Origin of the sequence: Shinella sp., from assembly GCF_052438155.1 — a bacterium.
Classification (GTDB): domain Bacteria; phylum Pseudomonadota; class Alphaproteobacteria; order Rhizobiales; family Rhizobiaceae; genus Shinella.
This window is the reverse complement of record NZ_JBQVPI010000002.1, coordinates 328,469-343,819: the sequence shown is the minus strand read 5'-3', so window position 1 is coordinate 343,819 and position 15,351 is coordinate 328,469. Positions and strand designations below refer to the sequence as shown.

The window sequence follows — 15,351 nt, the reverse complement described above, 5'->3', positions numbered from 1 at the left end:
ATCGGTTCCCGACTTGTCCCAGAAGAATGACCCGGCCCTTCATCGCAAGGGGCTTCTCATCACCGCCATCGGCGGTCTTGCCCTCTCCTTCGATATCCCGCTGATCCGCTCCGCCGACGGTGACGTCTGGTCGATGGTCGTCCTGCGCAATATCTCGGTCTTCGTGATGGCGCTCGCTCTGTGGGCCGTCCTGAATTTCGCTTTCCGCCGCAAGACGGTGCTCATTCCCGGCCGCATCGGCCTGCTGATCGGCCTGGTCTACGGCATCAACGGGCTGACCTTCATGCTGGCGGTGTTCAACACGACGACGGCCAATGTCGTCTTCATCCTCGCCTTCACCTCGATGTTCGCCGCCATCCTCTCCTGGATCTTTCTGGGCGAGCGGCCGAGCAACGCGACACTCCTGACCATGGCCGCCATGGTTGCCGGCGTCCTGCTGATCGTGCATGACGGGCTTTCGAGCGGAAACGTCTTCGGCGACGCGATGGCCGCCTGTTCGGCTTTTCTGCTGGCGATCGCCTTGACGCTCAGCCGCAAAAGCGGTGCCGACATGGGCTTCGTGCCGCTCGTTGCCGCCGTGCTCTCGGGCGTCGTCGCGCTGTTCTGTCTTCCGTCCGCCGGACTGACGGTCGCCGAACCGGTCTACATCCTCTTCAACGGCCTCGTGCTGCTGCCCCTCGCCTTCTGGTGTCTCGCCACCGGCCCTCGCTATCTCTCGGCGCCGGAAGTCGGCATGTTCTACCTGCTCGAAACCGTGCTCGCCCCCATCTGGGTCTGGATCGTCTTCGCCGAAACCCCCACCACGCAAACCCTGATCGGCGGCTCCATCCTCATCCTCGCGCTGCTTGCCCATTCCTTCTGGCAAATGCGCTCAAAAGCCCGCGCCACCAGGGCCGGCGACGCGGCGGCGGAATTTCCGTTTACGGGGTGAAATGATAGAGTCTCCCAAGCAGGAGAGCGGGCACGGAGCCTTGAACCGTTCTGACGCAAAAAGACGAAAAGCGAGAAGCCCCGCCGCCGCCTTACGATGAAGACAAGGCGAGGCAGTTGGAAGCGGCCCGTTTGGGTGCGGAGAAGTACAAAGAGGCGCTTCGGGAACTGGCAAACGCTGACGACACGCTTCCTGCGCGACGTCAGCGTCCCCTATTCCGGCTGATCACCCGCTGAACTTGCCGCTCCGCGGAAACCCCTTCGGCACGGTGCGGCCTGCCGTTGCGCGGTCGGCGAGCCATTCGGCGAGTTCGTCCTTGCTGCGCACGAAGTTGCGGCCGGCGCTGTCGTCCCAGGTCAGGCCGTCGGCGAGCGCGAAGCAGCGCAGGTCGGAAATGCCGCCATCCTTGTAGCGCTGTAGGCGCACGCCCTTGCCGCGCGACATTTCCGGCATCTGCGACAGCGGGAAGACCAGCATCTTGCGGTTCTCGCCGACGACGGCGACGTGATCGCCGCGCACCGGCACGACGAGCTTCGCCTCGTCCGGCATGCCGACATTCATCACCTGCTTGCCCTTGCGGGTATTGGCGACCATCTCGGTTTCCGAAACGATGAACCCGTTGCCGGCCTGCGAGGCGATGATGACCTTGCGCGACGCATCGTGCACGAAGGCGGTCAGCACGGCCTGGTCGTTTTCCATGTCGACCATGATGCGCAGCGGCTCGCCGTGACCACGGCCGCCCGGCAGCTTGTCGGCGCCGAGCGTGAAGACCTTGCCACCCGTCGTCACGATCAGAACTTTGTCCGTCGTCTGCGCCGGGAACGCCACCTTGAGCGCATCGCCTTCCTTGAACTGGAGGCCGGATGTGTCGGCCATATGGCCCTTCAACGCGCGAATCCAGCCCTTTTCCGAGATGACGACCGTCACCGGTTCCTTCTCGATCATGGCCTGCTGGATCGCCTCGACGTCGGCGTCCGGGGCGCTTGCGAACTGGGTGCGGCGGCGGCCGAGTTCGGTCGCCTTGGCAAATTTCTTGCGGACCTCGCCGATTTCCCAGGCGACGGTCTGCCACTGCTTTTCATCGGAGGCGAGCAGCGCCTCGATCTCCGCCTTCTCCTTCGACAGGGCGTCGAATTCGGTGCGGATCTCGAACTCTTCCAGCTTGCGCAAGGAGCGCAGGCGCATGTTGAGGATCGCTTCGGCCTGCACGTCCGTCAGCGAGAATGTCGCCATCAAGGAGACCTTCGGCTCATCCTCCTCGCGGATGATGCGGATCACCTCGTCGAGGTTGAGATAGGCGATGAGATAGCCGCCGAGGATTTCGAGCCGGCGGTCGATGGCAGCCAGGCGGTGGCGCGAGCGGCGCTGGAGCACGTCACGCCGGTGGGCGAGCCATTCGACGAGCACGTCCCGCAGACCCATGACGCGCGGCACGCGCCCCATGGACAGCACGTTCATGTTGAGCGGAATGCGGTTTTCGAGTTCCGAAAGCTTGAACAGCGATTCCATCAGGATCGTCGGATCGACGGTGCGGCTCTTCGGCACCAGCACGATGCGCACGTCTTCCGCCGATTCGTCGCGGATGTCCTCGAGCAGCGGCAGCTTGCGGGCAATCAGCAGCTCGGCAATCTTCTCGATCAGCCGCGACTTCTGTACCTGGTAAGGAATTTCGGTGACGACGATCTGATAACCGCCGCGACCGAGATCCTCGATCTGCCACTTGGAGCGCACGCGGAAGCCGCCGCGCCCTATCCTGTAGGCCTCCAGGATGCTCTCGCGGCTATCGATGATGATGCCGCCGGTCGGCAGGTCCGGGCCCTGCACGAATTCGACGAGCTTTTCCACCGGTGCGTCAGGTTGACGGATCAGGTGCAGTGCCGCGTCGCAGAGTTCGTGCACATTGTGCGAGGGAATGGACGTCGCCATGCCGACGGCGATGCCGGACGAACCGTTCGCAAGCAGGTTCGGGAAGGCGCCCGGCAGGACGACCGGCTCCTCGTCTTCCTCGTTATAGGTCGGGCGGAAATCGACGGCGTCCTCACCGATGCCTTCGAGCAGCAGCGTCGCGACATCCGTCATGCGCGCTTCGGTGTATCGGTAGGCGGCCGCATTATCGCCGTCGATATTGCCAAAATTGCCCTGGCCATCGACGATCGGATAGCGCTGCGAGAAATCCTGCGCGAGGCGCACCAGCGCATCGTAGACCGACTGGTCGCCATGCGGGTGGAACTTACCGATGACGTCGCCGACGATACGCGCGCATTTCTTGAACGAGGAATTGGCACGAATGCCCATTTCGCTCATCGCGTGGATGATGCGGCGATGCACCGGCTTCAGGCCATCGCGAACATCCGGCAGCGCGCGCTGCGTGATGGTCGACAGCGCATAGGCAAGGTAGCGCTCTTCCAGCGCCGCCTTGAGGTCGACCGGCACGATATTGTCGTCTCCGCCATCCGGCGGCAAAGTGTTTTGTCCCATGGCACTTGACTAGCGGTCCTACCGATTCGCGGCAAGGAATCCGGGCGATCCAGCTGTGGATAGCAGTTTGTAAAGCCTGCCGCGAAAATACGGCCGCCCGTGTAGAATTCCATGGAAAGTTGCGCCGGCCCGAATATAGTCGCCGCGCCGCACGTCTATGAGCGGTAAACGGCAAGGCAGCCGTCCAAAAATCCAGAAAGAGAGCCAATCCATGATGCGCACCTCCCATTTCCGCACCCTCCTCGCCGGCGCAGCGCTCGCCACCCTGGCAAGCCCCGCATTCGCGCTTGATGGCGCGGATCTGCTGGCCAAGCTGAATGCCACCTATGCCACGAGCGGCGTGACGGTCGGCTCTTCGAACGTTGTCGTCGACGGCTCGACCGTCACCCTCGAAGGCACCGAATTGAAGGCGACCGGCGCTGAAGCGCCGATCAAGCTCGGCAACGTCACCATGGAAGGTGTCGAGGAAGACGGCGAAGGCGGCTACACGATCGAAACCATCGCCTTCCAGGACATCAACACAACGGAAGGCGAAACGTCGGTTTCCGCAAAGGACATCGCGCTCAACGGTGTGTCCGTTCCGGGCACGGTCGTTTCCGGTACGCTCGAATCGCTGATGATGTACGAATCGGCCACCGCCGGCCCGATCAGCGTCACCGCGAAGGGCAAGGAAGTCTTCTCCATGTCCGGCATGGAGGCGAACATCACGCGCATGGACGCCGATGCCGGTCTCGAATTCGACGCCACGTTTTCCGACCTCAAGGCCGACCTGACCGCGGTCGAAGATCCGAAGGCCAAGGACGCGCTGGCCAAGCTCAACATGCAGACGCTGGAAGGCAAGGTCTCCATGTCCGGCAGCTGGGAGCTGGCAAGCGGCAAGATGGCCGTCGATGAATACGCCTTCGATTTCAAGGATGTCGGCCGGCTCAACATCGGTCTGGAAATCTCCGGCTACACGCTCGATTTCGTAAAGGGCATCCAGGAGGCGATGAAGGCCGCTGAAGCCAACCCGAACAAGGAAGAAGCCAACGCCGCCATGGGCATGTCCATGATGGGCCTCGTCCAGCAGCTGACCTTCAACAGCGCCTCGATCTCCTTCGAAGACGCCTCGATCACCAAGAAGCTGCTCGACTTCGCCGGCAGCGAACAGGGCGTCACGGGCGACCAGATGGCCCAGTCGCTGAAGGGCCTGGTTCCGATCATGATCGCCCAGCTCAACATGCCTGACCTGCAGAACCAGATCTCGGCCGCCGTCAACACCTTTCTCGACGACCCGAAGAGCCTGACGATCAGCGCCGAGCCGAAGGAACCCGTTCCGTTCCCGATGATCATGGGTGCCGCCATGGGCGCGCCGCAGACCATCCCGCAGGTCCTGGGCGTCACCGTCACGGCAAACGACGAGATGTAAGCCGTTCGGCAGCTTGTTTAAAAAGAAAGCCCGGAGCATCGCTCCGGGCTTTCTGCTTTTGAGAATGACGAACGTCACCGGGCTGCCTGCGGCACCGGCGCCGACCACTCGACGCGGCGCGTCGCGTACATGGTGGCCGCGATGGTGACGAAGGAGATCAATGCGCCGGCGAGCAGCGCATACTCGTCCTCCCGCAGCACGAGATACATCACGCCATAGGCGGACAGCAGCACGGCGCCGAGCGACAGGCCGTTCTTGCGGCTCCCCGTCGCACTACCGAGATAGGCGGCGATCAGCAGTGCCGTCGCGACAGCCGCCACCACATAGGCAATGGTGAAGCCGGTATGCTCCGCGAGCGCTAAGAGCAGCACGTAGAAGACGATCAGCGCCAGGCCCGTCAGCACATACTGGATCCAGTGCACCATGCGCCCACCCTTCAGCTCGACGACAAAGACGGCGAGGAAGACGAGCGAGATGAAGCCGATCGAGTATTTCAGCGTGCGGGAGATAACCTGGTAGAACTGGACGGGTTCCACGAGGTTGATCGACATCATGCTGCCCGACAGCGGCAGCGTCGAACCGGCCGCGACCCGGTCGATGCCGCGGGCGAGATAGGGGATCGTCCACTTGGCCGAGAAATCCGATGCGGTGATCGTCTTCTGCTCCGGCAGGAAGAGACCTTCGAAGCCCGGATGGGGCCAATTGGCCTTCGCCGCAAAACTCGTCGTCTGGCCGGCGGGGGCGACGGCGAAGCTGCGCGAACCGTTGAGCGACAGGGCGATCTCGAAGGCAAAGCCGCTCTCGACGCGCGGCCGTTCGATTGGACGGTGCACGCCGGCGCTGGATTGCGGCGTGGCATACCCATCGGCACCGACAACGGTCATGGCGGAAATCTGCCGCATGCCCGGATCGAATGGCCGCACGGCGCCGTTATCGATCTTCACGCTGGCATCGGAGCGGATGCCGGTAATATCGTTGATGTTGAGCACGAGGATGGCGCGGTCGAGCTGCGGCGTACCGGAGAACTGCGCGAGATCCTGAAGGATGTTGCTGGCAAAGCGCCCCTTCAATGTCAGGGCGCCATTGTAGACCGGCAGCGTATAGATCGAGAGCCTGCGCTCCTCCGCCTTCAGATCCGCCGTGACATCCAACGTTTCCGGCATGACGAGCGCCCATTCGGTCGTCTGCTCGACGATCGTGCGGCCATCCACTTCGCGGCTGCGCTGCACCTCGAACGGCACGGCCAGATAAGGGCCGTTGATCGCCTGGTCGCCACCCCAGCCGTTGGCGATGCGGCGCGACACATCGGTCGCCCTTTGCGCCCGCTCCTCCGTCAGGCCCCAGACGAGCAGCAGCGGCACGAGCAGCGCCACGGAGATGATGCCGATCATGATGAACTTGACGCCGGGCGAACGCAGGAAGGTAGCGATATTGCCGCGGGTGTCGGGATAGTGGACATGCCGGGATGACGTGGAGGCGATGGGATCGCCCGTTTCCGTCTCAGTCATTGAAAGTCCCTCCAGTCTTTGAAACGCCATTATAAGGCAGCTTCACGCTAGGGGTGCATTTCGACTGATTGCGCGCGGAATTGGGATCGACTGGCGGCGAATTCACGGCATTGTGGCGTCTTTTCGCGAAAGCCAACGCTCGCGGCTGAACCCGACGCGACGCGCCGGGTTCAGCAGGATGTTAGGGCTACTCCAGAACCTGGATAACCGTCCGGGTCTGCGGGTTCACGATGACCCGGCGTTCATTGACGACGGTATAGGCATAGTCGCCATAGCCATCGACCGGGTGAACTTCCACGGCGTCCGGAATGACCTTGCCGATGAGCACATCACCCTCATAGGCAACGGATGGAACCTGCTGTTCCAGCACATAGGTGCGGACTTCGCCCGGCACGACGACAGTCGATTCGGTCATGACCGGATCGGTTTCCTGGACGATGACCGTGCTCTGGGCATAGGCGGCGGTGGACAGCGTCATGAAGGCTGCCGTGGCAAGGATGATCTTGTTTCGCATGTTCATTCTCCTCTGCTTGACAGGAAGAGAACGGCCAGGGCGGGCAAGTGTTCCGACGGGCGAAAGCCGCAAGCGGCTTTCGCCCTGTCAGACGATCAGTCTTTCTTCTGCGTCGGCACGACGCGCAGCGCGAGTTCGCGAAGCTGGGCGGGCGTTGCCGGGCTCGGCGCGTTCATCAGGAGATCCTGCGCCTGCTGGTTCATCGGGAAGATCGAAATCTCGCGCAGGTTCTTTGCGCCGACGAGCAGCATGACGACGCGGTCGATGCCGAAAGCGCAGCCGCCGTGCGGCGGTGCACCGTACTGGAAGGCACGGTAGAGGCCGCCGAAACGCTCTTCCACGTCGGCCTGGCTGAGGCCCACCTTCTCGAACGCCTTGACCATCAGCTCCGGCGACTGGTTACGGATCGAGCCCGAGGCGATTTCGAAACCGTTGCAGACCGCGTCGTACTGGTAAGCCTTGAGCTCCAGCGGGTCCCTGTTGTCGAGCGCGTCGATGCCACCCTGCGGCATGGAGAAGGGGTTGTGCGCGAAGTCGACCTTCTTTTCTTCCTCGTTATATTCGTAGAACGGGAAGTCGACGATCCAGCAGAAGTCGAAACGCTCGCGATCGACGAGGTTCAGCTCCTCGCCGGCGCGGGTGCGGGCTTCGCCGGCGAACTTGTAGAACTTTGCCGGATCGCCGGCGACGAAGAAGCAGGCATCGCCGTCATCGAGGCCGAGCTGCGTGCGGATGGCTTCCGTGCGCTCCTCGCCGATGTTTTTCGCCAGCGGGCCGGCGCCCTCGATCTTGTCGGCTTCCTTGCGCCAGAAGATATAGCCGAGGCCGGGCTGGCCCTGGCTCTGCGCCCAGGCGTTCATGCGGTCGCAGAAGGCGCGGCTGCCACCGGTCTTGGCCGGGATCGCCCAGACCTGAACCTTCGGGTTCGACGCGATCATGTTCGCGAAAACCTTGAAACCGGAGCCGGCGAAGTGATCGGTCACAGCCTGCATGACGATCGGATTGCGCAGGTCCGGCTTGTCGGAGCCATACTTGCGGATCGCCTCGTCATAGGGAATGCGCGGCCAGTTCTTGGTGACCGGCTTGCCTTCGGCAAACTCCTCGAAGACCGCCGTCATCATCGGCTCCATCGTGTCCCAGACGTCTTCCTGGGTGACGAAGCTCATCTCGACGTCGAGCTGGTAGAATTCGCCCGGCAGGCGGTCGGCGCGCGGGTCTTCATCGCGGAAGCACGGCGCGATCTGGAAGTAGCGGTCGAAACCGGCAACCATCAGAAGCTGCTTGTACTGCTGCGGCGCCTGCGGCAACGCGAAGAATTTGCCTTCATGCATACGCGACGGCACGAGGAAGTCGCGGGCACCCTCCGGCGAGGAGGCCGTCAAGATCGGCGTCGTGTATTCGGCAAAACCCGCCTCGCCCATGCCCTTGCGCATGGAGGAGATGATCTGCGTGCGCTTGACGATGTTCTTGTGCAGCGTCTCGCGGCGCAGGTCGAGGAAGCGGTACTTCAGGCGCACGTCTTCCGGATAGTCCGGCTCGCCGAAGACCGGAAGCGGCAGTTCCTTGGCAGCCGAGAGAACCTCGATCTCCTGCGCGTAAAGCTCGATCTCGCCGGTCGGCATGGTCTTGTTGACCGTATCGTCGGTGCGCGCCTTGACGCGGCCGTCGATGCGGATCACCCATTCACCGCGCACCGTCTCGGCCATCTTGAAGGCCGGTGAATCAGGATCGGCGACAACCTGGGTGATGCCATAGTGGTCGCGCAGGTCGATGAAGAGCACGCCGCCATGATCTCGAACGCGGTGAACCCAGCCGGAAAGACGAACGGTGCCGCCGACATCGGACTTGCGGAGAGCGGCGCAGGTGTGGCTGCGGTAAGGGTGCATCGTGGTATCCTGAAATGCTGAAAGGCCGCGCGGGAAGAACCCGGCGCAGCGACCAAGAAAAATCGGGCGGAAAAGCGCATGGCGGGGCCGATTTGTCAAGGCTTGCAGGGTGGCAAGCACCGACAGGGCGCCCCTCACCCGCTTCTGAGCGCTCGGCGCATCTTTTCCGATGGTAGCGGAAAACGGACGTCACGTACCCCCTTCCTCGCGCGGAAAGAGGGCTCGAAGCAGCGATTTGTGCGCATCCTTAAAAATCAGCAGTCGGATTGTCCAACAAAGCCTGATCGCCTGCACGTCCCGTGGTGAAGATTGCGCGAGGAAACAGCGGGATAATGACAATCGAAAGCACCGCCATGACCAGAAAGAACCCTTGTGAGCATATCTGCGTGGCTATGATGCCGAACAGGATCGGGCCTATGATAATGGCGATCGAGAGCACGACGAACACGGTTCCCGAGCCTATCGAAGGCCGTTCCCTGAAGAGCGAGATACCCCAGACGAGAAAGCCGTTTCCTGGCGCGATGGACGCCGCGCCGAACAGGATGGCCGATGTGAGGACGACAAGCTGATTGCCTGGCGCGAGGGCGAGCAAGGCATAGGATAGCCCGCATGCCGGCATGCTGATCGCCAGCAGGCCCCTCACGCCCAGCCGCAGGACTGCTGCACCTGTCAGCATCGCAGGCAGGCCCGCAAGGCCAAGCAGAACCCAGAACAGCCGGTCCATTGGAAACGCCATGCCGCCAGTGGACAGAACCAAATCGACGGCGAACGTCAGATAGGTGCTGAGAATCAGGCCATACACGAAGACGGAAACATAAAGAGGCATGCAAGCGCGTCTTGTGAACAGGCTGAAACCGAGAGGCAGGGCCACACCCGAAGCAGGACGCGGCAACCGGGCCGTCGGTATAAGCCAGAAATGCCAGAGGGTAACGACCAGCCCGATCCCGGCCATGACGATCCATGCCTGCTGCCAGGATGATTGCAGCCAATAGGCCGCCAAACCCGTCAGAACGATTCCCGGTGCCGCGCCGGCATTGACCGCTCCGATTGCCCGGGGTTTCCACGGAGCCGGCAACCAGGCTTCGATTGCCTCGAACATCGCCGGCGAGAGAATGCCCGCGCCTATTCCGGCAAGTACGATGCCCACAGTCGCCACGGCAACGCTCGTCGCCATCCCTGCAAGCAGCAATCCGGCCGTGGTTGTTACCCCTGAAAGAAGGATGAAGGTTCGCGGCCGAAAATGGATGGCCGTAGCCGACGCGACAATGGTTGCGACCAGATAGAGGATCGCGTTCAGGCTTGCGATGAGCGCCAGATCGAACGTCGTGAGATCAAACTGCGCTCCGATCGACGGCAGGAACAGCCCGTAGGCATACCGCCCCATTCCATAGGTGACGCTGGTCATCGCGACGCAGGCGGCGGTAAAGGCAAGCGGAAAGTGCTGATTTGACGGAGATGGCATGAAGCAGGACTTCAAAGAATATTTGATCACGCCAACATCATCGCGATTGTACACCGGTTAGGAAGCAAATAGCCTTGTTGGCGACCTGATAGAAAAATTTGAAGGTGTCCGATGCGACCGCGAACTCCAGGCGCTAGATCTCTGAGGGTGCTGGAGGCGGCCGGAAGACATCTCAATTTCACCCGGGCCGGCGTGGAGCTCAATCTCACGCCGGCGGCGGTCAGCCACCAGATCAAGGAATGGGAGGCGCAGCTCGGGTTTGCGTTGTTCATTCGGGCGAACCGATCTCTGCGCCTCACAACAGCCGGTGAAGTTCTCCACCGGTCAACCCAGGAGGCGTTGGCAAACCTCGACAATGCCGTCGCGCAAGCCCGCCGGCTTTCCGGCCAGGAACGCACGCGTCTCAATGTTTCTGTTTCGACGTCGATCGCAGCGAAATGGCTGGTCCCTCGGCTCGATCGGTTCCAGCAAATCGAGCCAAACGTCGAAGTCCGGCTGAACGTGACCTGCCAGATACAGGATTTTCGGCAGAACGATATAGACCTTGCGATCAGGTTCGGTCCCCAGGACGTCGGGCTCCACACGGATCGTTTGTTCGATCACGTCATTTTCCCGGTATGCAGCCCCCGTCTGCTAAAAGGTGAGCGACCTATGGTCGATCCCCGTGATCTTCGAGGCCGCAAGCTGATTCATCAATCTTGGAGCGGACGAGGCGTTGTCTGGCCGGATTGGCGGCAATGGCTGCAGGCGGCCGGGATCTTTGATTTCCACTTCGAGCCGGGGCTTCACTACACGGACACCCATCTCGCTGTCCAAGCCGCGATCGAAGGCGAAGGTATTGCCCTTGGCGATGAAGCCCTCGTGGCCGATGACCTTGCGGCCGGTCGCCTCGTGCGCCCATTCGACCTATCGATTGGCGGCCCGCCGAACTTCGCCTACTTTATCGTGTCGCCGCTTGAGACGATGGCTGATCCCTTGATCCGTGGCTTCAGGGCGTGGCTGTTGTCCGAAGCGGCAACCATGCGCTTGCCGTAGCCCGCAAGCACCCTCCTGGGAGCGATGGTTTGCCCCCCTTTCGCGGGAGTCGAAACGGCGCCTTCGCAGAATTCAAATGACCGTCGATATAGTATAGTAATCTCCCGGTATCTTTCCAACTTCCCCCTGCCATTCCCCAAATCCTCCGCCATAGTGCCCGCATGTCCACGATTCGTCCCCTGATTCCCCTTCTCATCACCGCAGGCATTCTCATCGGGGGCAATGGCCTTCAGGGTACGTTCATTGCGCTGCGCGCCTCGCAGGAGGGGTTTTCGACATCCGTCATCGGTTTCGTCGGGGCGGGCTACAGCATCGGGTTTGCGATCGGCTGTATTTATGTGACGCGCGTCTTGCGGGCGATCGGGCATATCAGGACGTTTTCGGCCATGGCGGCGATCGCGTCGGCGTCGGCCATTGCCATGGTGCTGGTGATCGATCCGATCTTCTGGTTCGTGATGCGGCTTGTCGCCGGCATCTGTTTTGCGAGCCTGTTTGCCACCGTCGAGAGCTGGCTGAACGCCTCCGTGACCAATGCCAACCGGGCGCGCACGCTTTCCGTCTACCGCGTCGTGGACCTCGGCTCGGTGACGGCGGCGCAATATCTCATTCCGGGCATCGGGATCGGCGGGTTCGAGTTGTTTGCCATCGTCGCCATGGCGCTGTCGCTGTCGCTCGTGCCGATTTCGCTTGCCGACCGCTCCAGCCCGACCGTGCCGGAGGCGATCCGCTTCGATGTCAGAAAACTCTGGAACATCTCGCCGCTCGCGACCGTCGGCTGCATCGTCGTCGGCCTCACCAATGCGGCCTTCCGCAACCTCGGGCCGATCTACGCGCATGATATCGGCCTCTCCGTGACGGCCATCGCGAACTTCATGAGCGCCGGCATCGTCGGCGGCGTGGTGCTGCAATATCCGCTCGGGATCTATTCCGACCGGCTCGACCGGCGGCTGATCATCCTCCTCGCGACCCTCGGCTCGGCTTTCGCGGCGCTCTACCTTGCCTTCTTCGCAGGCGGCAACGAACTGAAGAACCTCGTCGGCATCTTCGTGTTCGGCGCCTTTGCCATGCCGCTCTATTCGCTCTGCTCGGCGCATGCCAACGACCATGCCGGCGAAGGCGAACATGCGCTGGTTTCGGCCGGCATGCTGTTCTTCTGGTCCTGTGGAGCGATCATCGGCCCGCTTTTCGCCTCGGTGCTGCTGCAGTTCTTCGGGCCGCAGGCGCTCTTCCTCTATACCGCCGTCATCCTTATCTCATTCATGGGCTACACGGCGCTGCGCATGAGCGCCCGGCCGGCGGTGCCCGCCGGCGCGCGGCACAGCCGCTTCCGCAACCTGCTGCGCACGTCCTTCTTCTTCAACAAGCTCGCCGCCTCCGAGAAGGACCGCAACGGCGAGCGATGACACTGCGGCAATCTGGTCGTAGCGGGCTTATTGCTGAGAGCTGCCCTCAGGTTTAGAAGCCAAAGACGCACCGGAGGGACTGCCATGCTGACACGCCGCACGCTGATGAAGGGCGCACTCGTCGCCGGGGCCTATGCGGGCGGCATCGGTCTTGCGGGGCGCTTTGCCGGGCTGGCAAGCGCACAGGCGGCGACATCGCTTGTCGCACGCATGGGCGAAGCGATGATCACCGACAAGGGGCCGACGAAGGGCGTGATGACCTATGGCGACGGCGAGGTTCCGCCGGTGCTGCGCATGCAGCGCGGCGCGGCCTTTTCGCTCCGGCTCGACAACCGGCTGGACGAGCCGACGACCGTGCACTGGCACGGCCTGCGCATCGACAACAGGATGGACGGCGTGCCCTTTCTGACGCAGCCCTATGTCTATGGCGGCGACAGTTTTGACTATGCCTTCACCCCGCCGGATGCCGGCACCTTCTGGTATCACCCCCATTGCAACACGCTGGAGCAGATCGGCCGCGGGCTGACCGGCGTGATCGTCGTGGAAGACCCGGCGGATCCGGTCTTCGACGCGGAAATCGTGCTCAACCTGCGCGACTGGCGGCTCGGCGGCGACGGGCAGTTCATCGCCCAGTTCAAGCCGCGCGATGCCGCGCGTGCCGGCACATTCGGCACCGTGCGCACCGCCAACTGGCGACAGTCGCCACAATATGACGCGCCGGCCGGCGGGCTTGTGCGCCTGCGGCTTGCGGCGACGGACGTCACGCGCATCCTTGCGCTTTCGGTCGAGGGCGCCGAAGCGCAGGTGGTCGCGTTCGACGGCAATCCGGTGGCGGAACGTTTTGCGCTCGACCACCTGATGATCGGCCCCGGCCAGCGGCTGGACCTCGCCCTGCGCATGCCTGACACGGAAGGCGCCATCGCTGAGCTGAAAGACCTGCGCGGCACCAAGCCCACCACACTCGCGACGTTCCGCGCGGTTGGCGCCTCGCTGAAGCGCAGCATCGGCGACCTGCCGGCCCTTGCCGCCAATCCCCTGCCCGAGCCGGACCTGTCGGCGGCAACCGAAATCCCCTTCATCCTCAGCGCCTCGGCGGAGGAGCGGCCGAAGGACGGTATCTGCGGTTCGCTCGGCTACAATTTCTGGGCCATCAACAAGGTGCCGTGGGCGGACGACACGGGCGACCCGACCGCGCCGCTCGCCGAGATGAAGGCCGGCCGGACCTATATCTTCAATGTCGAGAACCCGACGCCGCAGGTGCATCCGCTCCACCTGCATGGCCTGGCCTTCCGGCCGGTCACGTCGAACAAGCAGCCGATCCGCCCACATTTTTCCGATACCTACCTCATCCTGCCGGACGAAAAGGTGCAGCTCGCGCTCGTCGCCGACAATCCGGGCGACTGGGTGTTCCATTGCCACATCATCGAACACCAGAAGACCGGCATGACGAGTTATGTACGCGTAACCTGAGGTTTCGCCGGGTCAAGTTTTCGATTGTGGCAAAACCGTGGAACGTCTAAAGCTGCCCGATCAAAAAATTCGAGAAAAGTCCGCCCGAGCCCATGCAGATCATCGAGACCACCGCAGCCCTAACCGAAGCCTGTGAGATACTCGCCCGCTCCGAGTATCTGACCATCGACACGGAATTCCTGCGGGAGACGACCTTCTGGCCGGAACTCTGCTTGGTTCAGCTTGCCGGACCCGAGCTGGAGGTCATCGTCGATCCGCTGGCCAAGGATCTCGACCTAACACCCTTCTTCGCGCTGATGGCCAACACGGCGGTGCTGAAGGTCTTTCATGCCGCGCGGCAAGATATCGAAATCATCTTCAACCGCGGCAATCTCATTCCGCACCCGATTTTCGACACCCAGGTCGCCGCCATGGTCTGCGGCTTCGGCGACAGCGTCTCCTATGACCAGCTCGTCCAGAAGATCAAGGGCGTGCATATCGACAAGTCCTCACGCTTCACCGACTGGAGCCGCCGGCCACTGACCGACAAGCAGCTCGAATATGCGCTGGCCGACGTGACGCATCTGCGCGATGTCTACCTGACCCTCAAGGAAAAGCTGGAAGAGGCCGGCCGCTCGCTGTGGCTGACCGAGGAAATGGCGGTTCTCGAATCGCGCGAGACCTACGACCTGCATCCGGACGATGCCTGGAAGCGGCTCAAGATGCGCGTCAAGAAGCCGATCGAACTCGCCGTGCTGCAGAAGGTCGCCGCCTGGCGCGAACGCGAGGCACGCGCCCGCAACGTGCCGCGCTCGCGCATCCTGAAGGACGACACGATCTACGAAATCGCCCAGCAGCAGCCCGTCGATGCCGAGGCGCTGGCGCGTCTGCGCACCATCCCGAAGGGTTGGGAACGCTCGCAGTCCGGCGGCGCCCTTCTGGAAGCGATCGGCGAGGCGCTGGCCATCCCCAAGACCGACCTGCCGCGCCTGCCCCGCCAGAACCACGTGCCGGAGGGTGCCGCCGCCGCCAGCGAAATGCTGAAGGTGCTGCTGAAGATCGTCTCCGAGCGCGAGGGCGTCGCCGCAAAGATCATCGCCAACACCGACGATCTCGAAAAGATTGCCGCCGAGGGCGAAGCGGCCGACGTCGCGGCGCTGCATGGCTGGCGCCGTGAGCTTTTCGGCGACACCGCCCTCAACCTGATCGGTGGCAAGGTGGCGCTCCGCTTCGTCGACAAGAAGATCGAGGCGGTGGAGCTTTAAGAGGGCCGAGGC

The 15,351-nt window shown here is 62.7% G+C and carries 11 protein-coding genes; 6 read left to right on the top strand and 5 right to left on the bottom strand.

All coding sequences use genetic code 11. The features are described from left to right. The first annotated feature begins 13 nt into the window (after positions 1–13). Entirely contained in the window at positions 14–931 is a 918-nt protein-coding gene (locus tag ACT6VE_RS06270) for a DMT family transporter (protein WP_444797748.1), read from the top strand. 225 nt (positions 932–1,156) lie between these two features. Here ACT6VE_RS06270 and parC read toward each other — a convergent pair whose 3' ends face one another. Continuing rightward, positions 1,157–3,409, bottom strand: a complete 2,253-nt coding sequence (gene parC, locus ACT6VE_RS06265; RefSeq protein WP_444797747.1) for a DNA topoisomerase IV subunit A — start codon at positions 3,407–3,409, stop codon at positions 1,157–1,159. A gap of 211 nt (positions 3,410–3,620) precedes the next feature. Between parC and ACT6VE_RS06260 the strand changes: the two genes are divergently transcribed. Further along, positions 3,621–4,817, top strand: coding sequence for a hypothetical protein (locus ACT6VE_RS06260; protein WP_444797746.1), 1,197 nt, complete (start codon positions 3,621–3,623; stop codon positions 4,815–4,817). 74 nt (positions 4,818–4,891) lie between these two features. Here the strand turns inward: ACT6VE_RS06260 and creD are convergent, their stop codons facing one another. The 4 genes from creD to ACT6VE_RS06240 form a co-directional block, all read right to left on the bottom strand. Further along, positions 4,892–6,325 (bottom strand): cell envelope integrity protein CreD, encoded by a 1,434-nt coding sequence (creD, locus tag ACT6VE_RS06255; protein WP_444797745.1) that lies wholly within the window; start codon positions 6,323–6,325, stop codon positions 4,892–4,894. A 187-nt stretch (positions 6,326–6,512) separates the two neighbouring features. Next, the gene (locus tag ACT6VE_RS06250; RefSeq protein ID WP_444797744.1) at positions 6,513–6,839 is read right to left on the bottom strand and encodes a DUF1236 domain-containing protein; all 327 of its coding nucleotides are present in this window, start codon (positions 6,837–6,839) and stop codon (positions 6,513–6,515) included. A gap of 95 nt (positions 6,840–6,934) precedes the next feature. Next, positions 6,935–8,725: an aspartate--tRNA ligase gene (gene aspS / locus ACT6VE_RS06245; protein WP_444797743.1), complete on the bottom strand. Its 1,791-nt coding sequence runs from the start codon at positions 8,723–8,725 to the stop codon at positions 6,935–6,937. A gap of 247 nt (positions 8,726–8,972) precedes the next feature. Next, entirely contained in the window at positions 8,973–10,217 is a 1,245-nt protein-coding gene (locus tag ACT6VE_RS06240) for an MFS transporter (protein WP_444797742.1), read from the bottom strand. 81 nt (positions 10,218–10,298) lie between these two features. Here ACT6VE_RS06240 and gcvA point away from each other — a divergent pair, with 81 nt between their 5' ends. The 4 genes from gcvA to rnd all read left to right on the top strand — a co-directional run bounded on the left by gcvA (position 10,299) and on the right by rnd (position 15,339). Further along, positions 10,299–11,222, top strand: coding sequence for a transcriptional regulator GcvA (gcvA, locus tag ACT6VE_RS06235; RefSeq protein WP_444797741.1), 924 nt, complete (start codon positions 10,299–10,301; stop codon positions 11,220–11,222). A 161-nt stretch (positions 11,223–11,383) separates the two neighbouring features. Next, positions 11,384–12,625, top strand: coding sequence for an MFS transporter (locus tag ACT6VE_RS06230; protein ID WP_444797740.1), 1,242 nt, complete (start codon positions 11,384–11,386; stop codon positions 12,623–12,625). A gap of 84 nt (positions 12,626–12,709) precedes the next feature. Then, entirely contained in the window at positions 12,710–14,095 is a 1,386-nt protein-coding gene (locus tag ACT6VE_RS06225) for a multicopper oxidase family protein (RefSeq protein WP_444797739.1), read from the top strand. Between the two features lie 98 nt (positions 14,096–14,193). Continuing rightward, entirely contained in the window at positions 14,194–15,339 is a 1,146-nt protein-coding gene (rnd, locus tag ACT6VE_RS06220) for a ribonuclease D (protein WP_444797896.1), read from the top strand. Positions 15,340–15,351 lie beyond the last annotated feature (12 nt).